At 71.7% G+C, this 23,948-nt stretch carries 25 protein-coding genes, 1 pseudogene and 1 riboswitch; of the genes and pseudogenes, 7 read left to right on the top strand and 19 right to left on the bottom strand.

What is annotated here, in order from left to right:
• Window positions 1-52 precede the first annotated feature (52 nt).
• The 3 genes from paaC to paaA are packed head-to-tail and all read right to left on the bottom strand — an operon-like array spanning window position 53 to window position 2,237.
• Entirely contained in the window at window positions 53-775 is a 723-nt protein-coding gene (gene paaC, locus ACQP26_RS01865; RefSeq protein WP_433494765.1) for a 1,2-phenylacetyl-CoA epoxidase subunit PaaC, read from the bottom strand.
• Window positions 772-1,116 carry a 1,2-phenylacetyl-CoA epoxidase subunit PaaB gene (gene paaB / locus ACQP26_RS01860; RefSeq protein ID WP_433496072.1) on the bottom strand — a complete coding sequence of 115 codons (345 nt, stop codon included), beginning with the start codon at window positions 1,114-1,116 and terminating at the stop codon, window positions 772-774. Before paaB ends, paaC begins: the two co-directional genes overlap by 4 nt.
• 53 nt (window positions 1,117-1,169) lie before the next feature.
• Window positions 1,170-2,237 (bottom strand): 1,2-phenylacetyl-CoA epoxidase subunit PaaA, encoded by a 1,068-nt coding sequence (gene paaA, locus ACQP26_RS01855; protein WP_433494764.1) that lies wholly within the window; start codon window positions 2,235-2,237, stop codon window positions 1,170-1,172.
• A 359-nt stretch (window positions 2,238-2,596) separates the two neighbouring features.
• Here paaA and ACQP26_RS01850 point away from each other — a divergent pair, with 359 nt between their 5' ends.
• Window positions 2,597-3,577 (top strand): hypothetical protein, encoded by a 981-nt coding sequence (locus tag ACQP26_RS01850; protein ID WP_269702860.1) that lies wholly within the window; start codon window positions 2,597-2,599, stop codon window positions 3,575-3,577.
• The gene (locus tag ACQP26_RS01845; RefSeq protein WP_433494763.1) at window positions 3,577-4,512 is read left to right on the top strand and encodes a hypothetical protein; all 936 of its coding nucleotides are present in this window, start codon (window positions 3,577-3,579) and stop codon (window positions 4,510-4,512) included. Before ACQP26_RS01850 ends, ACQP26_RS01845 begins: the two co-directional genes overlap by 1 nt.
• A 60-nt stretch (window positions 4,513-4,572) precedes the next feature.
• Here ACQP26_RS01845 and ACQP26_RS01840 read toward each other — a convergent pair whose 3' ends face one another.
• From ACQP26_RS01840 to ACQP26_RS01820, 5 genes are all read right to left on the bottom strand, one after another.
• Window positions 4,573-5,424, bottom strand: coding sequence for a menaquinone biosynthetic enzyme MqnA/MqnD family protein (locus ACQP26_RS01840; protein ID WP_194802049.1), 852 nt, complete (start codon window positions 5,422-5,424; stop codon window positions 4,573-4,575).
• Window positions 5,425-5,560: 136 nt separating this feature from the next.
• The gene (locus ACQP26_RS01835) at window positions 5,561-6,811 is read right to left on the bottom strand and encodes an MFS transporter (protein WP_433494762.1); all 1,251 of its coding nucleotides are present in this window, start codon (window positions 6,809-6,811) and stop codon (window positions 5,561-5,563) included.
• A gap of 41 nt (window positions 6,812-6,852) precedes the next feature.
• Complete coding sequence (locus ACQP26_RS01830) at window positions 6,853-7,434, bottom strand: ArsR/SmtB family transcription factor (protein ID WP_269702864.1); 582 nt, start codon at window positions 7,432-7,434, stop codon at window positions 6,853-6,855.
• A 55-nt stretch (window positions 7,435-7,489) separates the two neighbouring features.
• Window positions 7,490-7,810, bottom strand: coding sequence for a helix-turn-helix domain-containing protein (locus ACQP26_RS01825; RefSeq protein ID WP_269702866.1), 321 nt, complete (start codon window positions 7,808-7,810; stop codon window positions 7,490-7,492).
• Window positions 7,807-8,178 carry a type II toxin-antitoxin system RelE/ParE family toxin gene (locus ACQP26_RS01820; protein ID WP_269702867.1) on the bottom strand — a complete coding sequence of 124 codons (372 nt, stop codon included), beginning with the start codon at window positions 8,176-8,178 and terminating at the stop codon, window positions 7,807-7,809. Before ACQP26_RS01820 ends, ACQP26_RS01825 begins: the two co-directional genes overlap by 4 nt.
• A 223-nt stretch (window positions 8,179-8,401) precedes the next feature.
• On the opposite strand from ACQP26_RS01820, the gene ACQP26_RS01815 reads away from it, so the two are divergent.
• Window positions 8,402-10,447: a HelD family protein gene (locus tag ACQP26_RS01815; RefSeq protein WP_281579264.1), complete on the top strand. Its 2,046-nt coding sequence runs from the start codon at window positions 8,402-8,404 to the stop codon at window positions 10,445-10,447.
• A 38-nt stretch (window positions 10,448-10,485) separates the two neighbouring features.
• Here the strand turns inward: ACQP26_RS01815 and ACQP26_RS01810 are convergent, their stop codons facing one another.
• Genes ACQP26_RS01810 through ACQP26_RS01795 form a run of 4 tightly spaced genes read right to left on the bottom strand, consistent with a single transcriptional unit; the run spans window position 10,486 to window position 12,710 of the window.
• Complete coding sequence (locus ACQP26_RS01810; protein WP_281579265.1) at window positions 10,486-11,085, bottom strand: hypothetical protein; 600 nt, start codon at window positions 11,083-11,085, stop codon at window positions 10,486-10,488.
• Between the two features lie 4 nt (window positions 11,086-11,089).
• The gene (locus tag ACQP26_RS01805) at window positions 11,090-11,443 is read right to left on the bottom strand and encodes a YbaB/EbfC family nucleoid-associated protein (RefSeq protein WP_269702870.1); all 354 of its coding nucleotides are present in this window, start codon (window positions 11,441-11,443) and stop codon (window positions 11,090-11,092) included.
• Window positions 11,444-11,452: 9 nt separating this feature from the next.
• On the bottom strand, window positions 11,453-12,379 hold the full coding sequence (locus ACQP26_RS01800; protein WP_269702871.1) for a WXG100 family type VII secretion target: 927 nt from the start codon (window positions 12,377-12,379) through the stop codon (window positions 11,453-11,455).
• A 10-nt stretch (window positions 12,380-12,389) separates the two neighbouring features.
• Window positions 12,390-12,710: a type VII secretion target gene (locus tag ACQP26_RS01795; RefSeq protein WP_433494761.1), complete on the bottom strand. Its 321-nt coding sequence runs from the start codon at window positions 12,708-12,710 to the stop codon at window positions 12,390-12,392.
• A 150-nt stretch (window positions 12,711-12,860) separates the two neighbouring features.
• On the opposite strand from ACQP26_RS01795, the gene ACQP26_RS01790 reads away from it, so the two are divergent.
• From ACQP26_RS01790 to ACQP26_RS01780, 3 genes are all read left to right on the top strand, one after another.
• Window positions 12,861-13,748: an ABC transporter ATP-binding protein gene (locus ACQP26_RS01790; protein ID WP_433494760.1), complete on the top strand. Its 888-nt coding sequence runs from the start codon at window positions 12,861-12,863 to the stop codon at window positions 13,746-13,748.
• A 9-nt stretch (window positions 13,749-13,757) separates the two neighbouring features.
• Window positions 13,758-14,495, top strand: a complete 738-nt coding sequence (locus ACQP26_RS01785; RefSeq protein WP_281579268.1) for an ABC transporter permease — start codon at window positions 13,758-13,760, stop codon at window positions 14,493-14,495.
• Between the two features lie 94 nt (window positions 14,496-14,589).
• Complete coding sequence (locus ACQP26_RS01780; protein ID WP_433494759.1) at window positions 14,590-15,348, top strand: VOC family protein; 759 nt, start codon at window positions 14,590-14,592, stop codon at window positions 15,346-15,348.
• Window positions 15,349-15,731: 383 nt separating this feature from the next.
• Here ACQP26_RS01780 and ACQP26_RS01775 read toward each other — a convergent pair whose 3' ends face one another.
• The 4 genes and pseudogenes from ACQP26_RS01775 to ACQP26_RS01760 form a co-directional block, all read right to left on the bottom strand.
• Window positions 15,732-16,511, bottom strand: a complete 780-nt coding sequence (locus tag ACQP26_RS01775; RefSeq protein WP_269702877.1) for an ABC transporter ATP-binding protein — start codon at window positions 16,509-16,511, stop codon at window positions 15,732-15,734.
• Window positions 16,508-17,602, bottom strand: coding sequence for a FecCD family ABC transporter permease (locus ACQP26_RS01770; RefSeq protein ID WP_269706941.1), 1,095 nt, complete (start codon window positions 17,600-17,602; stop codon window positions 16,508-16,510). The genes ACQP26_RS01775 and ACQP26_RS01770 overlap by 4 nt, the downstream gene beginning before the upstream one ends.
• Before the next feature lie 77 nt (window positions 17,603-17,679).
• A complete protein-coding gene (locus ACQP26_RS01765) occupies window positions 17,680-18,612 on the bottom strand; it encodes an ABC transporter substrate-binding protein (protein WP_433494758.1) in 933 nt (310 codons plus the stop codon).
• Between the two features lie 107 nt (window positions 18,613-18,719).
• Window positions 18,720-18,813, bottom strand: a riboswitch (cobalamin riboswitch).
• 120 nt (window positions 18,814-18,933) lie between these two features.
• Window positions 18,934-20,253 (bottom strand): annotated as a pseudogene (locus ACQP26_RS01760) (M14 family metallopeptidase); the annotation flags it as partial.
• A gap of 207 nt (window positions 20,254-20,460) precedes the next feature.
• On the opposite strand from ACQP26_RS01760, the gene ACQP26_RS01755 reads away from it, so the two are divergent.
• Entirely contained in the window at window positions 20,461-21,801 is a 1,341-nt protein-coding gene (locus ACQP26_RS01755) for a C39 family peptidase (protein ID WP_433494757.1), read from the top strand.
• A gap of 111 nt (window positions 21,802-21,912) precedes the next feature.
• Here the strand turns inward: ACQP26_RS01755 and ACQP26_RS01750 are convergent, their stop codons facing one another.
• The 3 genes from ACQP26_RS01750 to mqnE are packed head-to-tail and all read right to left on the bottom strand — an operon-like array spanning window position 21,913 to window position 23,823.
• Entirely contained in the window at window positions 21,913-22,191 is a 279-nt protein-coding gene (locus tag ACQP26_RS01750; RefSeq protein WP_269702882.1) for a DUF4229 domain-containing protein, read from the bottom strand.
• A gap of 26 nt (window positions 22,192-22,217) precedes the next feature.
• Complete coding sequence (locus tag ACQP26_RS01745) at window positions 22,218-22,646, bottom strand: hypothetical protein (RefSeq protein ID WP_269702884.1); 429 nt, start codon at window positions 22,644-22,646, stop codon at window positions 22,218-22,220.
• Between the two features lie 7 nt (window positions 22,647-22,653).
• Window positions 22,654-23,823, bottom strand: coding sequence for an aminofutalosine synthase MqnE (mqnE, locus tag ACQP26_RS01740; RefSeq protein WP_269702886.1), 1,170 nt, complete (start codon window positions 23,821-23,823; stop codon window positions 22,654-22,656).
• Between the last annotated feature and the right edge of the window lie 125 nt (window positions 23,824-23,948).

Genomic DNA, 23,948 nt, shown 5'->3' with positions numbered 1-23,948 from the left:
CGCCGCCCTCCGTTCGCGACTGCGGGGCTCCGCTCCGCTGCACTCCTCGCGCTCACCAGCTTGCTCCGGGGTGGGCGCGGTGCAGCACCTGCATCTCGGCGAGCAGATAGGAGAGGTGCTCGGTGTGCAGGCCGTCCCGGCCTCCACCGGGCGTCCAGCCCGTCTCCGGGCGGGTCAGCGTCGCCTCGTCCAGCACCGCGGACACGGTGGCGTCGAAGTCGGCCCGAAGGGTGGACGGGTCGACCGGCGCCGCCGGATCCGGGGTGAACAGCTCGTGGACGTACGGCCACACCTCGTCGACCGCGTCCTGCATGCGCCGGTGCGACTCCTCGGTGCCGTCGCCGAGCCGCTTCACCCACAGCGCGGCGTGGTCCAGGTGGTACGCCGACTCCTTGCGCGCCTTCGCGCCGACCGCCGCCAGCCGTTCGTCAGCGCAGCCGGCCAGCGTCGTGTAGAGCGGCGACTGGTACGCGGCCAGGAAGAACAGCTTCGCCATGGTCACGCCGAAGTCGCCGTTGGGCAGCTCGACCAGCAGGCAGTTGCGGAACTCGCGGTCGTCGCGCAGGTAGGCCAGGTCGTCCTCGTCGCGGCCCGCCCCCTCCAGCTCGCCCGCGTACGTGAGCAGCAGGCGCGCCGCGCCGAGCTGGTCGAGGGCGATGTTGGCGAGCGCGATGTCCTCCTCCATCTCGGGAGCGCGGGAGGTCCACTCACCGAGGCGCTGCGCCGCGATCAGCGCGTCGTCGCCGATGGCGAGCGTGAAGTCGAACAAGCTCATAGATGCGCAGCCCCTTCGGGGACCTCGTAGAAGGTGGGGTGCCGGTAGACCTTGTCGGCGGCCGGGTCGAAGAACGCGTCCTTCTCGTCCGGGCTGGACGCGGTGATCGCGCTCGCCGGCACCACCCAGATGGAGACGCCCTCCTGGCGGCGGGTGTAGAGATCCCGGGCGTTGCGCAGGGCCAGCTCGGCGTCGGGGGCGTGCAGGCTGCCGACGTGGGTGTGCGACAGGCCACGGCGGGCCCGCACGAAGACCTCCCACAGGGGAGAGGACGAGCCGCTCACGCCGGATTGGCCGGGCATGCCCTCACGGCCCTCGCTCCGCTCAGTGCGTTCGCTCATGCCGTGCTGGCCGGGCATGCCCTCACGGCCCTCGCTCCGCTCGGTGCGTTCGCTCATGCCGCCACCGGCTCCTTTCGCTCTGCCCGCTTCGCGGCGTACGCCGCGGCGGCCTCCCGTACCCACGCGCCGTCGGCGTGCGCCTTGCGCCGGTGCGCCATGCGCTCCCTGTTGCACGGCCCGTCGCCCTTGATCACCCGCATCAGCTCGTCGTAGTCGGGCTGGGTGTAGTCGTACGCCTGCCGCTCGTCGTTCCAGCGCAGGTCGGGGTCGGGAAGGGTCAGGCCGAGCACCTCCGCCTGGCCGACGCACATGTCGACGAAGCGCTGACGCAGCTCGTCGTTGGAGAAGCGCTTGATCTTCCAGGCCATGGACTGGGCGCTGTGCGTCGAGTCGCCGTCCGGCGGGCCGAACATGGCCAGTGACGGATACCACCAGCGGTCCACCGCGTCCTGGGCCATCGCCTTCTGCGCTTCGGTGCCGTGCGCCAGCGTGTGCAGGATCTCGTAGCCCTGCCGCTGGTGGAACGATTCCTCCTTGCAGACCCGGATCATGGCCCGGGCGTACGGGCCGTAGGAGCAGCGGCACAGCGGCACCTGGTTGACGATCGCCGCGCCGTCCACGAGCCAGCCGATCGCGCCCACGTCGGCCCAGGTCAGCGTCGGATAGTTGAAGATCGAGCTGTACTTCTGCCGCCCCTCGAGCAGCAGCTCCACCAGCTCGTCGCGGCTGATGCCGAGCGTCTCGGCGGCCGCGTAGAGGTAGAGGCCGTGACCGGCCTCGTCCTGCACCTTGGCGAGCAGGATCGCCTTGCGCTTGAGCGACGGCGCCCGGCTGATCCAGTTGCCCTCCGGCTGCATGCCGATGATCTCGGAGTGGGCGTGCTGCGCGATCTGCCGGATCAGCGTCCTGCGGTACGCCTCGGGCATCCAGTCGCGGGGTTCGATCTTCTGGTCCGCGCTGATGACGTCGGCGAAGTACGCCTCGACGTCCTCGTCCGGGGCCGCACCGCCGCGCCGGGCCCGCGCCGCCGCCTCGCGCAGCGCCGCTTCCGCCGCCTCCACCTCGCCGAGCAGGCCGCCGCCCGGAGCGTCCTCCGGCGGGGCGAAGTCGTTGCCATACATGCAGCCAGTGTTACAGCTCGCCACGAATGACACCAGAGGGTGTAACAGGTTTCGAGGGACACCTCGCGTCACCGGGCATGTGCATGCCGACATCGGCCCTGGTAGCTGTGATGTCGATCACTCGCAGTGGGTGAAATCCCCCAAGGATGGCAAAGCGGCTCAATATCCCGCTCACCCGGCAAACTCACGGGTGTCGAGACCTGGCATCGAGGCTGTCCGGAAGTAGACTTCCGACCGGCAAACCGTTCGGCTTCATGATCGTCACCGTTCAGGCCATCGTCCCCCGGCCTAGTGGCGACCGGGCCGAACCCATGCGGAAGCGCCGGTCCCCCCGGCCAGACATCTGGAGCTCACCACTCATGCGACCTCGCGTGACCATGGTGCTCGCCATCGTGGCGGTCCTCATCGGCGGCGTCATGCTGGTGCCGGCCGCGTACGCGAAGTTCTCCACCGGAGACGGCGTCGGCGGTTTCGGCGGCGGCGAGCAGGTCCCGGCGCCGGCACCGACCGCGCCGGCGGCCCCGACGCTCGCCGACGCCCCGGTGTCGGTGAACTTCAAGGGCGAGTTCTTCTCCTGGGCCCTGATGGACCGCGAGACCGGCACCGTCACCGGCGCCGAGAACATGAACCAGACCAGCTCCACGGAGTCGATGCTCAAGGCCTGGATCGTCGCGGACTACCTCCGCCAGCTCGGCGACAGGCAGCCGAGCGCCGGTCTGAAGAAGGCGGCGATCCTCGCGATCCGGGACAGCGACGACGACGGCGCGAACGCGGTCTACCGGGCGGCGGGAGGTTCCTACCGGCCGCAGCCGGGCGGGCGGCCCGACCCGGTCATCGCGCGGGCCATCCAGATCTGCGGTCTGACCGACACCAGGCCCGGCAACGTGCCCGACTACAAGGGCTGGTGGAGCTTCACCGAGATGTCCCCCCGGGACGCGGTCCGCCTCGGCGACTGCATCGCCGACGGTCGCGCCGCCGGCCCCAAGTGGACCAAGTGGCTGCTCAGCGAGATGACCAAGGTGGCCGGCAGCGTCAGCAAGCAGGGCACCCGGTCCGGCGGCGGCCGGTGGGGCATCATCGACGGCCTTCCGGCGACGATCAAGTCGCAGGGCCCGGTGCACATGAAGAACGGCTGGACCCAGCTCGCCTACGACGGCAACTGGCACGTCAGCTGCCTGGCGTTCACCGACAAGTGGAGTCTCGCCGTGATGATGCGGTACCCGGGCCGCGCCGGCCTGCCGTACGGTGCGAAGATGTGCGCCACCGTCGCCACCCAGCTCGTGACGCCGCAGCCCGGCGCCGCGCTCAAGGTGCCGCAGCAGCCGGTCGGGAAGCTCTGATGGCCGGTGCCCGGCGTCGGCCCGGCAGCTATCGGCGGCCGCTGGCGTTCAGCGTCCTGGCTGCGGTCCTCGTCGGCCTTCTCGGCCTCTCCCTGCGCGTGATCCCCGGTTCGCCGCTGGAGGCGACCGCGAACTCGCGTCCCGAGCCGACGAGCGAGCGGTCCGCCCGGCAGCCCGTCGACCGCAACGCGAACCGCGTCGCCCCCTCACCGTCGATCGCCCCGCTGCCGTTCCAGGCGAAGAACCTGGACAGCCTGAAGATCAAGGGCTGGTACGCCTGGTCCGTGCTGGACAAGCGCACCGGAAAGATCATCGGCTCGGCGAACATGGGCGAAACGAGCACCACCGCGTCCCTGATCAAGTCCTGGGTGGTGGCCGACTACCTACGCCTGAGCGCCGCGGACGGCAAGACGCCGAGCGACGCGAAGCTGGCCGACGCCACGAAGATCATCCGGGACAGCGACAACACCCGGGCCCAGGAGTTCTACAAGAACGTCGGCGGTTCGGACTCGATCGAGCGGCTGATCTCGATCTGCAAGCTGACCGACAGCGAGGTCGCCGATGACGGCGGCTGGAGCCGCACCGAGCTGTCCCCTCGGGACACCGCCCGCCTCGGGCTCTGCATCGACGACGGGCGGGCCGCCGGGCCGAAGTGGACCAAGTGGCTGCTCAACGAGATGCGCCAGGTCCGCGCTCCCGGCGACTTCGGCATCCGCAAGGCGTTCCCGGCGGCCCAGCAGAAGAAGATCGCCATCAAGAACGGGTGGATCGACCGGGACAAGGAAGAGGAGTACCACGTCAACTGCCTGGCCATCGGCGACACCTGGACGATGGGCGTGATGCTGCGCACCCCGTTCGGCGTCGAGGGCGGCTGGGAGTACGGCATGGACGCCTGCGAACGGATCACCAAGGCGCTGCTGCGCCCGGCGACCTGACCCGGGCACGCCCGGCCTGACTCCGCGCGGCCCGCGCGGTCAGCCCTCGCTCGCCCGCGGTCAGCCCTGGAAGAACTCCGGTCCGCCGGCCGGCAGCGCCGGCACCTCCCCGTACGCGGCCGCCCGGCGGGCGAACTCGCGCAGCCCGGCCACCTGCCGCTCCCCCAGCGAGAAGTCCAGCGCCCGGAAGTACGTGGCGAGCGTCGCCGCGTCGAACGTCTCCCAGCGGGCCGCCGCCTCCGCCACCTGGTCCAGCTCGGCCAGGCACAGGTCGCGCGAGCGCAGGAACGCCTCGTGCACCTCCTTGACCAGCCCCGGGTGGGCGGCGGCGAACTCGCGGCGTACCGCCCAGACGGCGAACACCATCGGCAGGCCGGTCCAGTCGTGCCACGCCTGCCCCAGGTCGGTCACCTCGAGACCCTTGGCCGGCGCCTCGTAGAGCGCGCGCAGCGCCACGTCGCCGATGAGCACTCCGGCGTCGGCCTCCAGCAGCATCTGGGTCAGGTCCGGCGGGCAGCGGAAGTACTCCGGGCGCACCCCGTGCCGCTCGGCGAGCAGCAGCTGGGCCAGCAGCACCCCGGTACGCGACGTGGAGCCGAGCGCCACCCGGGCGCCGTCCAGCTCGCCCAGCGGGCGGGTGGACACCACGTTCACCGAGAGGACCGGCCCGTCGCTGCCTACCGCCAGGTCGGGCAGGAGCAGCAGGTCGTCGGCGTGCTTGAGGAACTCCACGAGCGTGATCGGGCCGATGTCCAGGTCACCGGCGACCAGATCGGCGCTCAGCCGGTCCGGCGAGTCCTTGTGCAGGTCGACGTCGATGAGCGCGCCGGACCGCATCAGCCCCCAGTAGATGGGCAGGCAGTTCAGGAACTGGATGTGCCCCACCCGGGGGCGGGCGATGCGATCGGCCATGACCCGACCGTATCGCCGTGGCTTCCGCCGCGCCGCCGGGGGAGCCGATGAAGTGGCGAACCCCGCTCCCGCCGGGAAGGAAGGGCACCTTCTTAACGCCTCCGGTAGAGGAAGGGGCCCTTGTTGACACCGGCGATCAGACCGGCTCCGGCGCCACGGCGGCAGGCGTGGCCGTACGGGCGGCGGCGCGCTCGGCGCGTACCGCGCGGCGGACCGGCCAGGCCAGCGCCACCACCACGAGCAGGCCGGCCACGCCGCATCCGGCGACGAGCGTGCGCGGGCCGGCCACCTCCAGCAGCAGGCCACCGATCAGGTATCCGCCCATCGCGGCGCCCTGGGCGGCCGCCCCGAAGGCGGCGAACGCCCGGCCCCGGGCCGCCTCCGGCACCCGGCGTGCCAGCAGCAGGTTGTTGAAGACGTTGTCGCCGCCGTTGCCCACGCCGCCCAGCAGCCAGATGGGCACGAGCAGCCAGGCCGAGGGCACCGCCGCCGAGACCAGCACCGCCAGACCGCAGCCGCCGAGGAGCAGCAGCCCGGCACCGAGCAGCGCGCCGTCGTCGGCGAGCCGGCGGGCGACGCGGGCGAACAGCCACGCGCCGAGCACGATGCCGAGCGTCCAGGAGCCGGTGACCAGGCCGTACACGGTCGCGCTGCTGCCGAGCGTCTCCCGGATGAAGAAGACCTCGATCACGTTCACCGCGCCGACCGCGCCGATCACCGCGGCCACGCTGCCGACCATCACCGTCAGCAGCGGGTCGCGGCGCAGCCGCCACGGGGGTGCGACCACGGCGGCGGTCCCGGCCGTCGCCCGGCGGCCTCCCCTGCGGGTACGGACGAGCAGCCCGGCCGCCACCAGCGAGAGATAGCTGAGGGCGCCGAGGAGCAGCGGTACGCGGGTGCCGAACTGGCCGACGAGCAGCCCGGCCAGCGCCGGTCCGGCGAGTGCGCCCAGCGTGCCGGCGGTCTGGTTAAGCGCACCGGCACGGGGCAGGTCCTCGGGCAGCACCATGGCCGGCACCAGCGCGGCGATCACCGGCTGGGTGACCGCGAGCCCGGTCGCGAGCAGCGCCACAAGTGCGATCACCAGCACCGGATCCGTGGCGTACGCGAGCGCCACGCATGTCGCACCCTGGCCGGCCCCGGCGGCGATCAGCAGCACCCGGCTGTCCACCCGGTCGGCGAGGCGGCCGGTCAGCGGGGCGAGCGCCACGAGCGGCAGTGTCGCGGCGAGCAGCAGCCCGGAGACCGCGAGCCCACCGGCCCCGGCGGACTGGAGCGCAAGGGTAAGGGCGCTGGTGACCAGGAAGTTCCCGCAACTGGAGACGCCGCGCGCGGTGGCCGCGAGCCAGACGTCCGGCCAGCGCGACGCAGCAGTTGTGAAGGACATACTTCGAAAGTAATCCTTCACAACTGCCGTGCGCAACCCCGTCAATCGAGCGGCATCGCCCGATACTGCGTCGCCACCGGCCGGGCTCCGGCCGGTGGATCGGTCCGGGTCCGTCGCCGGTACGGCTCCATCAGCGCCTGGATCGCCTGGTTCAGCTCCGTCAACTCCTCGGCGGTCATGAGCAGCACGCTGTCGCTGAACCAGGTCGCCGCGTACCACTCCGGCGGCTCGTCCGGCGCCCGGCGCAGCCACTCCCGGACCCGCTGGGCGTCCCGGACCATGTGCGCCTCGACCAGGGCCGCCTCGGCGGCATGCGCCTCCGGGTCGGCGTCCGGTCCCACCTCGACGTGGTACGACGGATTCACCGCCTGCCAGACCCGCTCCCGGGCGTCACCCCGGCCGGGCGCCTGCCGGACCAGCCCGAACTTCGCCAGCTCGCGCAGGTGGTAGCTGGTCGCGCTCGGCGACAGCCCGGCGATCTCGGCGCACTCGGTCGCCGTCGCACCGCCCTCCAGCGTGCCGAGATGTTCCATGATCGCCATGCGCGCCGGGTGAGCGAGCGCCCGCATCACCTGCGGGTCGCTGATCGTCACCCGGCTCCTGCCGGGAAGCGCCTCGGTCATGCCTCAATGATCCCGCGTCCACAGACGCCGGGATCCAGTGGTGAACCCATCGGATTCAGGCAACCTTGAGCTGCTCGTCGCCGAAGTCGGCGATCAGCTTGAGGGTGCCGCCGAGCGCGCCGATGTAGCGCGCGAGCACCTCCTGGGTCGCCACGTTGCCCGACTCGATCTGCGACACCCGGGCGACCGAGACACCCATTCTCGATGCCACCTGCTCCTGGGTCATCTCCCGCCGCTTGCGCAATTCAGCGAGCCGCCACCCGCGGGCGTGATCGAGCATCGCCCCGACCTCGGCCTCGAACGCACGCGGGCCGCCGGCCGTGTCGATAGCCCGGTCCAGGTTGGTGGTGTCACGCCAGCGCTTGACCCCGCTCATCGGTTCTCCTCCTGCCGTTCCTTGAGGTACGTGTCGTACAGCTGCTCCGCCTCCGGAATGGCTTCGCGATACCACCGTGCCCACTGCCCGGACTTGTCACCGGCGACCAGCAGCACCGCCGAGCGCCATGGATCGAAGACGAACAGAACCCTGATCTCGGTCCGCCCCGCCGACGGGGGCCGCAGCTCCTTGAGATTGCTCAGACGCGATGCGGTGATGCTGTCGACGAGAGGCCGCCCTTCGGTCGGCCCGTTGCGTTCGAGCACCAGGATGGCCTGGTTGACGAGGCGGTGGGATTCGCGGTCGAGAACGTAGAGCTGGTCGAGGAACTCCTCCACCTGCCCGGTCATCAGGATCTCCCACTCCATCCCCCGCACCTCCGGACTTAATAATATTCTTAAGGCGGAGGCGGGTCGAGCGAAACGGCAGCCACCAGGAAATTGGTTGGCGCGACCGGCCGGCGCTCCCGTAGCGTGGAGGGCCGCCCGACGGCCGCGGTGAGCATGCACCGCAGCGGACGTCCCCGCGCCGGGAGCAGGCCAACCGCCCCGGATACGCGAGCGAGCCTCAGTTGAGCCATCGGAGTTCACAGTGCCCGCAACCGACCTTGACGCCACACCCGGCCTCGACGCCGAACTCGCCGCCGAGCGTGCCCACCTCACCGCCTCCCGCGCCGCGCTGACCCGGATGCGGGAACGCGCCGAGTCGCTCTTCGCCACCGGCGACAAGGTGGCCGGCGACTCGTACACCGCCGAGCAGCTCGGCCGGCACATGGCCCGGCGGGTCAAGGAGCTGGCCGACGATCCGACCACCCCGCTGTTCTTCGGGCGCCTGGACTTCGGGGAGGCAGACCCGGACCATGCCGGCCGGGAGTACCACGTCGGGCGGCGGCACGTCACCGACGAGCTGGGCGAGCCGCTGGTGCTGGACTGGCGGGCGCCGGTCTCCCGGTCGTTCTACCGGGCCAGCGCGCGCGACCCGCAGGGTGTCGCGGTACGCCGCCGGTTCGGGTTCAGCGCCGGGACGCTGACCAGCTTCGAGGACGAGCACCTGGACCGGGGGGAGGAACTCGGCACCGCCAGCCGCATCCTCACCGCCGAGATCGAGCGCCCCCGCGTCGGCCCGATGCGGGACATCGTCGCCACCATCCAGCCCGAACAGGACGAGCTGGTCCGGGCCGACCTGGCCGACTCGATCTGCGTCCAGGGCGCTCCCGGCACCGGGAAGACGGCGGTCGGGCTGCACCGCGCCGCGTACCTGCTCTATCTGCACCGGGAACGGCTGCGCCGCTCGGGCGTGCTGATCGTCGGACCGAACCGGGCTTTCCTGTCGTACATCGCGGCGGTGCTGCCGGCGCTCGGTGAGGTCGAGGTCGAGCAGGCCACGGTGGAGGACCTGGTCGCGCGGGTACCGGTCCGCGCGGTCGACGATCCGGCCGCCGCCGCGCTCAAGCACGACGTCCGGATGGCCGAGGTGCTGCGCCGGGCGGTCGACGCCCACATCGGTACGCCCACCGAGCCGATCATGGTGTCGGACGGCTCGTACCGGTGGCGGATCGGGCTCGACCCGCTGCACCGGCTGGTCACCGAGACCCGCCGGGAAGGTCTGCCCTACGCCACCGGCCGGGAACGGGTCCGGGCGCGGGTGGTGGGGCTGCTGCAACGCCAGGCCGAGGCCCGCCGGGCGGAGTCACCGAGCGACGCCTGGCTGCGCCGGATGAGCCGGATCAAGCCGGTCACCGACCTGCTCGACGCGGTCTGGCCGGCGCTCACCGCGGACGGGCTGCTGCACCGGCTGCGCACCGACGCCGACGCGCTCGCCGCCGCCGCGGACGGCCTGCTCACGCCCGAGGAGCAGGAGCTGTTCCGGTCCGGCAAGGTCGCGCGCACCGCGAAGGCGACCCGGTGGACCGCCGCCGACGCGGTGCTCATCGACGAGGTGGCCGGGCTGCTGGAACGGCCCGCCGGCTTCGGGCACGTGGTGGTCGACGAGGCGCAGGACCTGTCCCCGATGCAGTGCCGGGCCATCGCCCGGCGCAGTGAGCACGGCTCGATCACGCTGCTCGGCGACCTGGCGCAGGGCACCGCGCCGTGGGCGGCCACCGACTGGCGGGAGTCCCTGGCCCACCTGGGCAAGCCGGACGCCGCCGTGGTGCCGCTGAGTGTGGGCTTCCGGGTTCCGGCCGCCGTGGTGGCGTTCGCGAACCGGCTGCTGCCGGCGCTCGCCGTCGACGTACCCCCGGCCCGCTCGCTTCGCCACGACGGCGCGCTGGATGTGCGTACCGCCAAGGACCTGACGGCCGCGACGGTGGCCGAGGTGCGGGCGGCGCTTGCCCACGACGGCTCGGTCGGTGTGATCGCCGCCGACGACGCGGTGGACCGGCTCCGCGCGGCGCTCGCCGACGCGGGTGTCGAGACCGCGACCGCCGACGACGTCGAGGCCGCGGCGCGCGTCACGGTGGTCCCGGCGACGCTGGTGAAGGGCCTGGAGTACGACCACGTGGTGGTCGTCGAGCCGGCCGCGATCGTGGCCGCCGAGCCGCGCGGGCTGCACCGCCTCTACGTGGTGCTGACCCGGGCGGTCTCCCGCCTGGCCGTGCTGCACCGCGAGCCGCTGCCCGCGCCGCTGGCCGCCTGACGGGAGCGGACCGGCCACCGGTGACACCGGCGGCCCGGTCAGGCGGACAGTGCGGTGGCGACGTCGCGCAGCGGGCGGCCGGACTCGGCGATCGGCACGGTGAACGACAGCCAGGAGCCGTCGGTGAAGTCGATCCGCAGCCGCTTCGGGTTGAGCCGGTGCCACCCCACCCGCGCGGAGGCGATCTCCGCGCGCGCGGCCGACCAGGCCACTGCGGTCTCGGCCAACGCACGTTCCTCGGCCTCGCGCCCGGCCAGCAGCTTCACCCCGCCGGTACGGCAGACGACCAGCCGCCGGTCGGTGACCGCGAGCAGCGTCTCCCGGACCTGCAGGTCGGGCCGGGGCGGACGGAGCGCGCGGTGCAGGCGCGAGGCGGCCGAGCCTGGGGCACCGCGCCCGGCGATCCCCCAGCCGATCGCGTCGACGAGGCGGTCCCCACGGTCCCAGGTGGCCAGTGGCAGCAGCACGTTGAGCAGCACCGAGCCGACGGTCCGCCGGCCCGGGTCGGTGGTGGACTCCGGCTCGGGCGGTGGCGCCGGAGCTAGTCCCTGGCCGACGTCGGCCTTGGCGTGGGCCAGGACGCGCTCGCCCGGCTCGACGAGCAGGCCGATCCGGTCGCGGTATCTGGTCTCGTCCATCGGCTCAGTATCGGTCGTGGCCGTAGCCGTCGTCGGCGGGGCGCTCCGCGGCGGGGGCGTTGCCCATCACCTCGCCGACGATCTCGCGTACCCGGGCCGCGGCGGCCTCCTGCGCCCGGTTCGCCGCCGAGGTGATCTCCTCGGCGAGCGTGTACGAGTCGAAGCGCATGGCCCGCGCGTTGATGTCGGTGGAGAGGATCTTGCCGTCGGCGGCGGCCACGACGGTGACCAGGCCGGAGTCGCTCACCCCCTCGGCGCTGCTCTGCTCCAGCTCGGCCATCCGCGCGCCGAGTTCGCGCTGCCACCCGTCCAGGTTGCGGGCGAGCGCCTCGATCCGGTCCAGGGCCGGGAACGTCATTGCTGCCTCTCAGTTCACGATCGAGTCGAACACGTTCTGCACGCCCTTGGTGTACGGGCCGAGGTCGTCGCGGTACGTGCCGTCCGTCAGGTAGTTGCGGTCCTTGCGCCCGTCGGAGACGTCGTGCAGGCCCATTCCGGTGTCGAGCAGGGCGCCGCCGATGCCGGGGATGTTCACCGGGGACGCCTGGTTGATGACGAACTTGCCCGGGAAGAGCACGGCGGCGCGTTCGACCTTGAAGGCGAGCGCCGCCTTCGTGTAGCCGGACTTGCTGAACGCGCTGTACGCCTTCTTGGCCCGGCGCAGCTCCATCACCACCTTGGCGTAGTGGTCGAGCAGGTTGGCGACCTTCTGGAGCTTGGTGGCGAGCTTCGTGAGGATCTCTGCGAACCGCGCCACGATCTTGACCATGCGGCCGACGGTGGTGGCGAGCCGGGCCAGCACCCGCACCACTGTGGCGGCCAGGCTCACGCCGGCGCTCAGCGCCGCCGCCACCGCGGCGATGATGACCTCGGTCAGGAACCAGAGCAGGAACTCCAGGATCAGCTCGACCAGCAGGTTGAACGCGTCCACCGACGCGTTCGCGGAGTCGACGAGCACCTCCTTGGTGCCGTCCAGCCCCTTGGCCAGATCGTCCATCGCCTCCTCGATGGACTGCATCGAGGCGTGGAACTTCTCCGCCGCGTCGCCGTCCCAGGCGCCGCGCAGCCGCGCCCGGTCGGCGATCTGGTCACCGGCGATCTGCCGGACCGCCTCCCCGGTGGTCATCGCGAGCTGGGCCGCCCGCATCAGGTCGTCCGGCTCACCGGCGACCAGTTCCAGGAGCTGCTCGAACGGCCACAGCACCGCGTTCGACAGCGGCTTGAACGGGTCGGGCGTACCCGACACGATCTGCTCGAAGTAGGTCTTGTTGCGCTGGAGCGCCTCGGTGCTCATCCCCGCTCCCTCAGCCACCCGCGGTGAACATGGTGTCGTTCGCCGAGTCCGTGTCGTCGTACGCGGCGGCGGTCTCCATCAGACCGGCGGCGATGGTCAGCATGGTCTCGGCGCCGTCCGCCAGCCCCTGCAGGCACGCCTCGAACTGCTGCTCGTACGCGGCGGCAAGGCTGAACGACGCGGGCATCACGCCGAAGGAGTGCCGGGCCACGTGGCCGTCGCGGAACGTCCGCTCCAGCTCACGGAACCGGGAGGACCGGTCCCGGGAGGCGAGGGCGAACGCCCTCAGCGCCTCCGGCTGGACGTCGAGATTCCTGCTCGGACTGGTCACGGACCCTCCCCAGTGTCCGGTTGGAACTTCCACCGTCGTCGACGGCGCCACCAGACTAGGGGATGCGCGCAGCCGGGCAGGGGACACCGCGACTGGCACGGGCACGGTAGACAGGGAAGGCACAGCCCCCTCCGCCCGAGGAGAAGACCGATGATCCTGACCCGCGCCGAACAGGTCAGCCGCCGCTACGGCGAGGTGCTGGCGCTGGACCGGGTCGACCTCACCGTCCGGGCCGGCGAGCTGGTCGGCCTGCTCGGGCCGAACGGCGCCGGCAAGAGCACGCTGATCAACCTGCTGGTCGGGCTGCGCCGCCCGACCACCGGCCGGGTCGAGCTGTGCGGCGGCGACCCGCGCGACCCGGCGAGCCGGCGGCAGCTCGGTGTCACCCCGCAGGAGACCGGCCTGCCCGGCACGCTGCGGGTCGGCGAGGTGGTCGACTTCGTCTCCGCGCACTTCCCCGACCCGGTGCCCCGGGGCGAGCTGCTCGACCGGTTCGGCCTCGCCGACCAGGTACGCCGGCAGACCGGTGGTCTCTCCGGCGGCCAGCGTCGCCGGCTGGCCGTGGCGCTGGCGTTCGTCGGCCGTCCCCGGCTGGTGGTGCTCGACGAGCCGACCACCGGCCTCGACGTGGAGGCGCGGCACGCCCTCTGGGACGCGATCCGCGACTTCCACGCCGACGGCGGCACCGTGCTGCTGAGCAGCCACTACCTGGAGGAGGTGGAGGCGCTCGCGCAGCGGGTGGTGGTGATCGGTCACGGGCGGGTGCTGGCCGACGACTCGGTGGCCGCGATCCGCGGGATCGTCGGCGTACGCCGGGTCAGCCTGGTCGCCGACGACCTGCCGGCGCTGCCGGGCGTGGTCGCCACCGAACGCACCGACGGGCGGGTGCACCTGCTCACCACCGACGCCGACCAGCTCGTCCGCGACCTGGTCACCGCCGGGGTGGCCTTCCGCGACCTGGAGGTCCGGCCCACCTCGCTGGAGGAGGCGTTCCTCGCCATCACGGCCGAAGACCGGCCCGCGCCCACAGCCGCCTAGGAGACCGCCGTGCCGCTCGCCCTCGTCCACGCCCGCTACCAGCTCCTGGAGGTCATCCGGATCCCGGTGGCGGTGGTCGGCAGCGCGTTCTTCCCCGCCGCCGCGATGCTCTTCTTCGTGGTGCCGTTCGCCGGCGACGATCCGACCGGCGCCACCTACGCCACCGCCGCCATGGTGACGTTCGCGGTGATGAGCGCCAACATCTTCCAGTACGGAGTGGGCGTCGCCGAGGACCGCGACCAGCCCTGGAACCCGTACACCCGGACCCTGCCGGCCGGACCGGCGCCGCGGCTGGCCGGGCGGATCCTGGCCGGGCTGGTGCTGACGTACGTGTCGATGATCCCGGTGGTGGTGATCGCGGCGGTCGCCACCGAGGCCCGGGTCGGCGCGGTCCAGTTCCTGCTCGGGCTCGGCGCGGTGGCCGTGATCTCGGTGCCGTTCACGCTGCTCGGCCTGACGATCGGCTACTCGCTGCCGAGCAAGGCGGCGATCGTGGTGGCACAGGTGATCTTCTTCCCGCTCGCGTTCGGCGGTGGCCTGCTCTCCGGGCCGGACGACGCGCCCGGCTTCATCAAGGCCATCGCCCCCTACCTGCCGACCCGGGGCGCCGTGGAACTGCTCTGGGCGGCGGTCACCGACTTCACGCCGGACACCCGGGCGCTGGTGATGCTCGTCGTCTGGGTGCTGGTGCTCGCCGCGGCGGCCGGCTGGGCGTACCGGCGGGACGAGGGACGCCGCTTCAGCTGACCTTTTGTCCGGTTCCGGCCCGGCGGCCGACCGGGCGGTGCCACGATGCCGACAGGGCGGGCGAGCGGAGCCGCCCCCGGCGAGAGGGGTCACCGTGAACGGCGTCGAGCCCGGCACACCCTGCTGGACCGACCTGGCCACGCCCGGTCTGGACGACGCACGACGGTTCTACCCCGAGCTGTTCGGCTGGACCGGGGAGATCTCCCCCGAGCCGGACGCGGGCGGCTACACCGTGTTCCGCAAGGGCGGCAAGGCGGTCGCCGGGGCCGGGCCACCCGGTACGCCGGACCAGGTGCCGGTCTGGTCCACGTACGTGGCGACCGACGACGCCGACCTGGTCGCGACCCGGGTCGAGGCGGCCGGCGGGCAGGTGGTCGTCTCCCCGTTCGACGTCGCGCGGCAGGGCCGCATGGCGGTGCTCGCCGACCCGGCCGGCGCGGTGTTCAGCGTCTGGCAGCCGATGGCGATGCGCGGGGCGGAGCTCTACAACGCGCCGGGCGCGATGTGCTGGAACGAGCTGGTCACCCCCGACCCGGACGGCGCGAAGGAGTTCTACGCGCTGGTCTTCGGGTGGCACCCGGAGGAGCGCCCGGTCGGGCCGGTCGCGTACACCGGGTGGCGCTGCGGCGCCCGCATCGTCGCGGGCATGCTGCCTTGGGCCGAGCCGCTGCCGGAGGACCTGCCCGCGTACTGGGCGGTCTACTTCGCAGTGGAGGACGCCGACGCCGCCGCGGCCCGGGCCGCCGAGCTGGGCGGCACCATCCTCGTCCCGCCCCGCGACAACCCAGCCGGCCGCAGCGCCGCCCTGCGCGACCCGTCCGGTGCCCTCTTCTCCATCTCCACCCTCCGCTGACCCCACCCCACCCCGCCGTCCCCTCCTCGCCCCGCCCCGCCTCGCCGATCTTGCACTTGCAGCCCGCGCGACGTCACATACGCACCTTTCGCCGGGGCCGAATCTGCAAGATCGAGGGGAGAGACGGGAACCTCGGAGATCTTGGTACGGGACGGCCCCCAGGAGGGCCGATTCGTACCAAGATCTATCCGCCCTCCCGCAAGGCGCAACGCCGACCCGGGGATCGAGACGGCGAACGCCGTGGGGTGGGCAGGAACACCCACCCCGTCGATCTTGCGGTTGTGGCCCGCGTGGCGCGACATTCGCACCTTTTGCCGGGGCCGGAAGTCCAAGATCGACGGCGCGAGAGGGCGAGGACGGGCGAGGGCCGGGACGGGGCGGGGTCAGGTGGGGCGGACGGGGACCACCAAGGGGCCGTGGTCGCCGGGGATCACCCGGATGTGGGCTCGGTAGTGGCGGGCCAGCAACTCCTCGGTCAGCACGTCCTCGGGCGGGCCGGCGGCTGCGACCCGGCCGTCGGCGAGCAGGACCAGGCGGTCGGCGTACTCGCCGGCGATGGAGAGGTCGTGCATGGTGGCGAGCACGGTCAGGCCGTGCGCGCGGCGGAGCTGGTCGACGAGTTCCAGCACCTCCTGCTGGTGCCCGATGTCGAGCGCGCTCGTCGGCTCGTCCAGCAGCAGCAGGGTGGCGCCCTGGGCCAGCGCGCGGGCCAGGAAGACGCGCTGCCGTTCGCCGCCGGAGAGCGTGGCCAGCTCACGGTGCGCGAACGGGCCGAGGTCGAGGCGTTCCAGCACCTCGTGCACGGCGGCCAGGTCGGCGGCCGACTCGCGGCCCAGCGCCGGGATGTACGGGGTGCGCCCGAGCAGCGCGTAGTCGAAGACCGACATGCCGGCCGGCACCACCGGGGACTGGGCCACGGTGGCCACCACCCGGGCTCGTTCGCGGCGCCGGAGCGCGCCGATCGGCGTACCGAAGAGTGCGACCTCGCCCGGGCCGGTCAGCAGGCCGCCGACGGCGCGCAACAGGGTCGACTTGCCGGCGCCGTTGGGGCCGATCACGGTGACCCACTCGCCCGCGGCGACGGTCAGGTCGACGCCGGTCAGGATCGGGTTGCCGCCGAGGTCGACCCGCAGGTCGTGGACGCGCACGGCGGGGGCGTTCACATCGCCACCCGGCGGGCGGTACGCAGGACGAGGACGAAGAACGGGCCGCCGAGCAGCGCGGTGACCACGCCGATCGGGATCTCGGCGGGTGCGGCGGCGGTACGGGCGACCACGTCGGTGAGCGCGAGGAACGCGCCGCCGAACAGCATCGACAGCGGCAGGATGATCCGGTGGCTGGAGCCGAAGAGCAGCCGCATGGTGTGCGGCACGATGATGCCGACGAAGCCGATCAGCCCGGACGCGGAGACGGCGGCGGCGGTACCGAGCGACGCGGCGGCGATCAGCAGGTAGCGGGAGCGCTGCGGGTGCAGGCCGAGACCGGTGGCCTCGTCGTCGCCGACGGAGAGCACGTCCAGCTCACGCCGGTGCAGCAGCACCACCACGGCGGTGAGCACGAAGTACGGCAGGACCAGCCACACGTCGTGCCACCCGGCGGTGGCCAGCCGCCCGAGCAGCCAGGAGTAGACCTGCTGGATGTTGTCGGAGTGCTGTTGCAGCAGGTACGTCTGCCCGGCGCCGAAGAACGCCGAGACCGCCACCCCGGCCAGGATCAGCGTGGCCGGTGACCGGTCCCGCCCGCCGGCCGCGCCGAGCAGGTACGTCAGCACGACCGCGCCGAGCGAGCCGACGAACGCGGCGAGCGGGATGGTGATCGGCAGCCCGGTCAGCGCGCCGCCGGCTCCGGCGCCGAGCACGATCGCCGTGGTGACGGCGAAGCCGGCGCCGGCTGCCACGCCGAGCAGGTACGGGTCGGCCAGCGGGTTGCGGAAGACGCCCTGGTAGCAGCCGCCGGCCAGGGCGAGGAGCGCGCCGACGAGCAGCCCGAGCACGACCCGGGGCAGCCGCAGCTCGGTGATGATGGCGACTTCCCGCTCGGTGAGCCCGCTGTCGAGGTGCACCCCGGGTAGCAGGTTGAGCAGTTCGGCCGCGACGCTGCCGGGCGGCAGGCTGACCGGGCCGAGCGAGACGCCCGCGACCAGCGCGACGAGCACCGCCACGACTCCGGCGAGCAGCCAACGCTTGCGCAGCCCGGCGGGCCGGATCGGGGCGCCGCCCGCCCCGGGCGCCCCGCGCCGCCCGGGGCGGGACAGCGGCCGGATGCCCGGCCGGGACGCCCGAGGCGTTCCGGCCGGGTTCGGGGCGGAGTCCGCCTGTCGAAGGGCCACGGTCAGGCCGGGACCTTGGCGGTGGCGTCGACGATGACCTTCAGCAGGTCGACCACGCGCGGGCCCCAGCGCGAGGCGATGTCGTCGTCCAGTTCCACGATCTGGTTGTTCTTCACCGCGTTGATGCCGGTCCACCCGCTGCGCGCCTTCACCGTGTCGGCGCTCTGCTTGCAGCACTTGGTGTCGGAGAGGAAGACGAAGTCGGGGTTCGCCTTGACGATGACCTCCTGGGAGAGCTGCGGGTAGCCGCCGTTCTTCCCGTCGGCGTCGGACGGGTCGGCGATGTTCTCCAGCCCGGCGAGCGCGTAGATGGTGCCGATGAACGTCTTGCTGGTCGCGGTGTACAGCTCCGGGCCCAGCTCGTGGAAGTAGGTCAGCTTCTCGGTGCGCTTGGGCAGGTCCTTGGTCAGCGCGGTGATGTCGTCCTTCATCTTCTGCACCACGGCGTCGGCCTCGGACCGGTGGCCGGTGAGCGTGCCCAGGTCGGTGAGCTGCCGGTACGTGTCGTCGAGCGTGGCCGCGGCGGGGATCTGCAGGACCGGGATCTTCAGCGCGACGAGCTGGTCGGCGATCTTGTTGAGGTTGTCCGAGATCACCACGAGGTCGGGGTTGCGAGAGGCGACGGCCTCGGCGTTCGGCTGGTAGCCGGACAGGTCGGTGCGGGGCGCCTCGGCCGGGTAGTTCGACTGGTCGTCGACGGCGGTGACCTGCTTGCCGGCGCCGATGGCGAAGAGCATCTCGGTGGAGGTCGGCGAGAGCGAGACGATCTTCTCGGGCCGCTTCTCCAGCGTCAGCTTGCCGACGGTGGCCGGGAACGCGCCGCCGGAGGCACCGGCGGCGGGGGTGTCGGTCGAGGTCTTCTCGGCGCAGCCGCCGAGGAGCAGCACGCCGGCCGCGAGTGCGGTGGCGAAGAGCCGGGGGGTACGTCTGGACATGAAGCCTCCTGTCGGTCGAGGAGTGTGGTGCTTCGCCGACAGGAGAAAAGGCCCGCCCGCGAGGCGCCCTTCCTCGAGAGCGCGTGTCGCGACCGGGCCGCAGGCGACCTGGCTCGTCCCACGTCCGTCGGCGCCGGCGGGAGGCCGACGCCGCGCGTACGGGGCATCACAGTTGCGGGACAGCGCCGGTTTCGCACCGGCTTCGCTGTGGCACGGTCGGTGCCACGGTAGCGCACGACCAGCGGAGATCGTCCGGACGGTGGGGGTGGGTGGGAACCCCGGCGGGGGTGGAACCGGGGTTCCCACCCGGTGGTGAGGTCAGCAGTACTGGCTCTGCTTGCCGATCGCCCGGTACGGGCAGTCGGCGTACTCGGACAGAATCAGCACGGCCTCCCGGTTGCGTGAGGTCTGCGCCGGGATCACCTCGTCCGGCGGGTAGAAGCCGCCGCCGGAGGCCGAGCCGGGGTACATCTCGAAGGTGTACGCCCAGATCTTGTGGGCGCCCCACATCCAGTCGATGCTGGTGCCGTCGGCGATGTAGAGGTCACTCGACTGTTCCGGGGTGTAGTTGTTCGTCGCCGCCATCTGCCGCCCGATGGTGGCGAAGGTGTTGTACTGGTCGGTGTTCATCCCGGTGGCGGTGTTGTTGTACGTGTACCCGTACGGCCAGAGCACCAGCTGCGAGTACGTGTGGAAGTCGATGTTCGCCTTGATCTGCTGCACCCCGCCGACGACGCGGCTGTTGACGAAGTTGCGCAGCGCCGCGGTCTCCGGGGCGGAGAAGGCGGACGGGCCCCGGTAGGTGTCCGACGACTTGGTGCCGGACGAGCCGCCGCAGCAGCCCCACTGGTAGCTCCAGTTGCGGTTCAGGTCGGTGCCGATGGCTGTGGAACCGCTGTTGGGCTGCCGGTTCTTGCGCCAGGAGCGGTACGAGCCGGTGGCGATGTCGTACTCGCTGCCGTCCGGGTTGACGGTGGGGACGATCCAGATCTCCCGGGTGTTGACGATGCTTGTGATCCGGGAGTCGCTGCCGTAGTTGTCGGTGAAGAGGTTGAGCAGGTAGATCGCCATCTCGACGGTCAGGTGCTCACGGGCGTGCTGCTGGGCGTTGAACAGGATCTCCGGCTCGGCCTCGTCGGTGGCGACGTTGTCGGAGATCTTCACCGCCATCAGGTCCCGGCCCTGGTACGACGTGCCGATGCTCAGTTTCCGGGCGATGGTCGGGTGGTCGGCGACCACCTTGTTCACCACGGCGGTCAGCTCGGCGTAGTCGTGGTAGTTCGAGTCGGCGGGCGGGAACGCGTTGGCGGTCATGCCCCCGTCGGCGTGGTTGTGCTCCGGCACGGCGTCCTTCTCGAGCCGGAATCCGAGCCGGGTGATCGCGTTGGCCTCGGCCTTTGTCGCCGTGACATGCAGCACACCGTGCTCGGAGTAGTCGATCGCCGCGCCGGTGGAGGCGACGGCGGTGCGGTCGGCCGCCGTACGCGGTCCGAGCACCCGGTAGGCGACGGTGGACGGCTCGCCGGAGCCTTCCGGTGCGGGTCGCGCGACCGCCGGCGCGGCGGCCGCGGCGGCGATGGTCAGGCCGACGGCGGCGGCGAGCGCCAGACGGCGGCGGAGCGGAGAGGTGCGGAAGGCCATGGACAACCTCCTGGGGGTACGGGAGAGCTCCCGTTGTCCGCACACTCCACCAGGAGACACATGGTCATATCAATATCTGTCTTTCTCTTTAGCCATCCCGACCTGATCGTCACTTCGGCAATGATTTTCTTGGCCCGAACATCTGGCGAAACTTCCCGCCAAGCGCGACAGTGAACGGCAACGATGCCGTCTCCCTGTGGAGCTGCCATGTTCGGAAGACCAATGCGCGCGGCCGCCCTCGCCGGCCTCACCGCGCTCACCCTCCTCGGCACCAGCGCACCGGTCCAGGCACAAACCCCGCGACCGGGCGTCACGCACGACGAACAGATCACCTTCCAGGAGTTCTCCCGCTTCCCCGACTGGCGTACCGGCACCCACCAGGGCACCCGCGCCGTACCGGGCCGCCACCCGGCGCTGACCATCGACCGGCCGGCGGGCACCACCGAGTTCACCGACGAGCACACCGGCACGACACGCACCTGGGAGTACGCCACCTGGACCTCGCCGGAGCGGCGGATCGGCTTCGACGCCACCGAGATGGTCGCGTCGTGGAACGCCGCCACCCCGGCCGGCACCTGGATCCAGGTCGAGCTGCACGGCACGTACAACACCGGGGCGCAGACCCCGTGGTACGTCATGGGCCGCTGGGCCTCCGGCGACCAGGACATCAAGCGGTCCACGCTGGACGGCCAGGGCGACCCGTGGTCGAGCATCTGGACCGACACGTTCTCGATCGACGACGCCGACGCCGGGGTGCTGCTGCGCTCGTACCAGTTGCGGCTGACGCTCTACCGCGCGCCCGGCCAGGCCGCCGCGCCGCAGGTCCGGATGCTCGGCGCGATGGCGTCGAACGTGCCGGACCGGTTCACCGTCACGCCGAGCCGCGGCGGCATCGCCTGGGGCACCGAGCTGGCCGTGCCGCGCTACTCGCAGAACGTCCACATCGGCGAGTACCCCGAGTACGACGGCGGCGGCGAGGCGTGGTGCTCACCCACCTCGACGGAGATGGTGGTCGAGTACTGGGGCCGCAAGCCCTCGGCCGAGGACACCTCCTGGGTCGACCCCTCCTACCCCGACCCGACCGTCGACCACGCCGCCCGGATGACCTACGACTACGAGTACGAAGGCGCCGGCAACTGGCCGTTCAACACCGCGTACGCGGCGAGCTTCCCCGGCCTGGAGGCGCGGGTCACGCGGCTGCACTCGCTGGACGAGGCGGAACGGTTCATCAAGGCGGGAATCCCGGTGGTGACCTCGCAGTCGTTCCTCGCCAGCGAGCTGGACGGCGCCAACTACGGCACCTCCGGGCACCTGTTCGTGATCGTCGGCTTCACGGCCGAGGGCGACGTGATCGTCAACGACCCGGCGTCCTCGTCCAACGACGCGGTCCGCAACGTCTACAAGCGGGAGCAGTTCGAGCAGATCTGGCTGCGCACCAAGCGCTACCGGGCCAACGGCACGGTGGCCTCCGGCTCCGGCGGCATCGCCTACCTGATCAAGCCGGCCGACCGGCCGTGGCCGGTCGTTCCGGGCTCGACCAACTGGTGAACGGCCCGGTCAACCGGTGAACGGCCCGGTCAACCGGTGAACGGCTCGACCGGCCGATGAACGACGAGGGGCCCGGCGCCGCAGATGGCGCCGGGCCCCTCGTTCGTCCGCTCAGCCGTCGCGGCGTTCGGCGTCCGGCTCGGCCTGGTCCTCACCGGCCAGCGCCGAGCGCAGCCGATCCTTCTCCACGCGACGCCGCTCCGCCGCCTCCGCCATCTCCCCGGCCATCTGGTCCCGCAGGCCCTTGAGCAGGAAGAACGACAGCGTGGCGGAGAAGATCAGCGCCAGCATCAGCCGCAGGAACATGTTCATGTCGACGAACCAGAGGGCCGCCAGCACGGCGACGAACAGCCCGATCCGGCCCAGCGTGTACTTGAGCGCCGCGCTCATTCCCGCATTCCCACTCTCTTCGTGCCTCAGCCCGTACGCCGGGCCAGCCAGTGCACGCCATGAAACCAGATGACGGCGTAGACAACGGTGAACACCGCCGCGGCCAACGCGCCGGTGACCAGCGCGGGCAGCCCGGAGGCCAGGCCCGCGGCCAGCAGACCGGCGACGATCCCGAGCCCGAGACCGGCCAGCGCGGCCACCACCCGGGCGGCGCCGAACTCCCAGGCCCGGAACTCGTCCCAGAACAGCCAGAGCGGCAGGATCACCGCGAGCCAGCCGTTCGTGCCCCCGAATCCGCTGTCGCCCACCGTGGCGAACGCGAACTCGAAGACCAGCAGCGCCAGCACCCCGATGACCAGGCCGGCCAGGGTCACGCCGAGCAGGTCACCGAGGGTCAGGATGCGCCCCTCGGCGTCGCGCCGGGGAAAGCCGCGCTGCTGTTCCTCGTCGCTCATCGCCAGGTCAGGCCCAGACCTGCTGCGGCTCGGACCGGCGCTCCGCCAGCGAGGGCGGCCCGTCGTACTCGCGGACGATCTCGTAGCGGGTGTTCCGCTCGACCGGACGGAAGCCGGCGTCCCAGATCATGTGCAGCAGGTCGTCGCGGTGCATGGTGTTCGGCGTGCCGTACGAGTCGGCGTCGTGGGTGATCTTGTATTCCACGACCGAGCCGTCCAGGTCGTCGACGCCGAAGTTCAGCGAGAGCTGCGCGACCGACAGGCCGTGCATGACCCAGAAGCACTTGACGTGCGGCACGTTGTCGAACAGCAGCCGGGAGACCGCGAACGTCTTGAGCGACTCGGCCGGCGAGGCCATCGTGGTCCGGGCCTGGATCCGGTTACGGATCTTGCCGTCCGCCGAGTCGACGAAGTCGTGCTGGTAGCGCAGCGGGATGAAGACCTGGAAGCCGCCGGTCTCGTCCTGCAGCTCACGCAGCCGCAGCACGTGGTCGACGCGGTGCCGGGGCTCCTCGATGTGGCCGTAGAGCATCGTCGACGGCGTCTTCATGCCCTTCGAGTGGGCCAGCCGGTGGATGCGCGACCAGTCCTCCCAGTGGCAGTTGTGGTCGACGATGTGCTGCCGGATCTCCCAGTCGAAGATCTCCGCGCCGCCGCCGGTGAGCGACTCCAGGCCGGCGTCCATCAGCTCGTCGAGGATCGCGTCGGCGCTGAGCCCGCTGATCTTCTCGAACCACTGCACCTCGGTCGCGGTGAACGCCTTGAGGTTGACGTTCGGCAGCGCGGCCTTCAGCTCGCGCAGCACCTTCGGGTAGTAGCGCCAGGGCAGCGTGGGGTGCAGGCCGTTGACGATGTGCAGCTCGGTGAGCTGCTCGTCCTCCATCTCCTTGGCCTTGCGGACCGCCTCGTCGATGCGCATCGTGTAGGCGTCCTTCTCGCCCGGCTTGCGCTGGAACGAGCAGTACGCGCACGACGCCGAGCAGACGTTCGTCAGGTTCAGGTGACGGTTGACGTTGAACATCACCCGGTCGCCGTTGAGCTCCGTACGCCTGTGGTGGGCCAGCCGGCCCAGCCAGGTCAGGTCGTCGCTGTCGTAGAGGGCGATGCCGTCCTCGCGGGTCAGCCGCTCCCCCGCGTACACCTTCGCCTCGAGTTCGCGCTTGAGTCCGGCGTCCATCCGAAAGCCACGTCCTTCCACCTGGGTTCCCGATCGAGCGTACGTCGCGGGTCCGACCGGCCGCCGACGTGGTCACGGCGGTTCACCCGTCGTCACGCTCCGCACATCGACATCGTCGCAACCGT

Source organism: Micromonospora sp. CA-248089 (assembly GCF_050948515.1).
Lineage (GTDB): Bacteria > Actinomycetota > Actinomycetes > Mycobacteriales > Micromonosporaceae > Micromonospora.
This window is presented reverse-complemented; position numbering and strand designations above follow the sequence as displayed.

Bases quoted from the DNA above. Each gene is read 5' to 3' on its own strand.
- ACQP26_RS01765 (WP_433494758.1), bottom strand. From the start codon at position 18,612: ATGTCCAGACGTACCCCCCGGCTCTTCGCCACCGCACTCGCGGCCGGC.
- ACQP26_RS01835 (WP_433494762.1), bottom strand. From the start codon at position 6,811: ATGTCCTTCACAACTGCTGCGTCGCGCTGGCCGGACGTCTGGCTCGCG.
- ACQP26_RS01850 (WP_269702860.1), top strand. From the start codon at position 2,597: ATGCGACCTCGCGTGACCATGGTGCTCGCCATCGTGGCGGTCCTCATC.
- mqnE (WP_269702886.1), bottom strand. From the start codon at position 23,823: ATGGACGCCGGACTCAAGCGCGAACTCGAGGCGAAGGTGTACGCGGGG.
- ACQP26_RS01840 (WP_194802049.1), bottom strand. From the start codon at position 5,424: ATGGCCGATCGCATCGCCCGCCCCCGGGTGGGGCACATCCAGTTCCTG.
- ACQP26_RS01820 (WP_269702867.1), bottom strand. From the start codon at position 8,178: ATGGAGTGGGAGATCCTGATGACCGGGCAGGTGGAGGAGTTCCTCGAC.
- ACQP26_RS01805 (WP_269702870.1), bottom strand. From the start codon at position 11,443: ATGACGTTCCCGGCCCTGGACCGGATCGAGGCGCTCGCCCGCAACCTG.
- ACQP26_RS01810 (WP_281579265.1), bottom strand. From the start codon at position 11,085: ATGGACGAGACCAGATACCGCGACCGGATCGGCCTGCTCGTCGAGCCG.
- ACQP26_RS01830 (WP_269702864.1), bottom strand. From the start codon at position 7,434: ATGACCGAGGCGCTTCCCGGCAGGAGCCGGGTGACGATCAGCGACCCG.
- ACQP26_RS01790 (WP_433494760.1), top strand. From the start codon at position 12,861: ATGATCCTGACCCGCGCCGAACAGGTCAGCCGCCGCTACGGCGAGGTG.
- paaC (WP_433494765.1), bottom strand. From the start codon at position 775: ATGAGCTTGTTCGACTTCACGCTCGCCATCGGCGACGACGCGCTGATC.
- paaB (WP_433496072.1), bottom strand. From the start codon at position 1,116: ATGAGCGAACGCACTGAGCGGAGCGAGGGCCGTGAGGGCATGCCCGGC.
- ACQP26_RS01825 (WP_269702866.1), bottom strand. From the start codon at position 7,810: ATGAGCGGGGTCAAGCGCTGGCGTGACACCACCAACCTGGACCGGGCT.
- ACQP26_RS01800 (WP_269702871.1), bottom strand. From the start codon at position 12,379: ATGAGCACCGAGGCGCTCCAGCGCAACAAGACCTACTTCGAGCAGATC.
- ACQP26_RS01755 (WP_433494757.1), top strand. From the start codon at position 20,461: ATGTTCGGAAGACCAATGCGCGCGGCCGCCCTCGCCGGCCTCACCGCG.
- ACQP26_RS01745 (WP_269702884.1), bottom strand. From the start codon at position 22,646: ATGAGCGACGAGGAACAGCAGCGCGGCTTTCCCCGGCGCGACGCCGAG.
- ACQP26_RS01845 (WP_433494763.1), top strand. From the start codon at position 3,577: ATGGCCGGTGCCCGGCGTCGGCCCGGCAGCTATCGGCGGCCGCTGGCG.
- ACQP26_RS01750 (WP_269702882.1), bottom strand. From the start codon at position 22,191: ATGAGCGCGGCGCTCAAGTACACGCTGGGCCGGATCGGGCTGTTCGTC.
- paaA (WP_433494764.1), bottom strand. From the start codon at position 2,237: ATGTATGGCAACGACTTCGCCCCGCCGGAGGACGCTCCGGGCGGCGGC.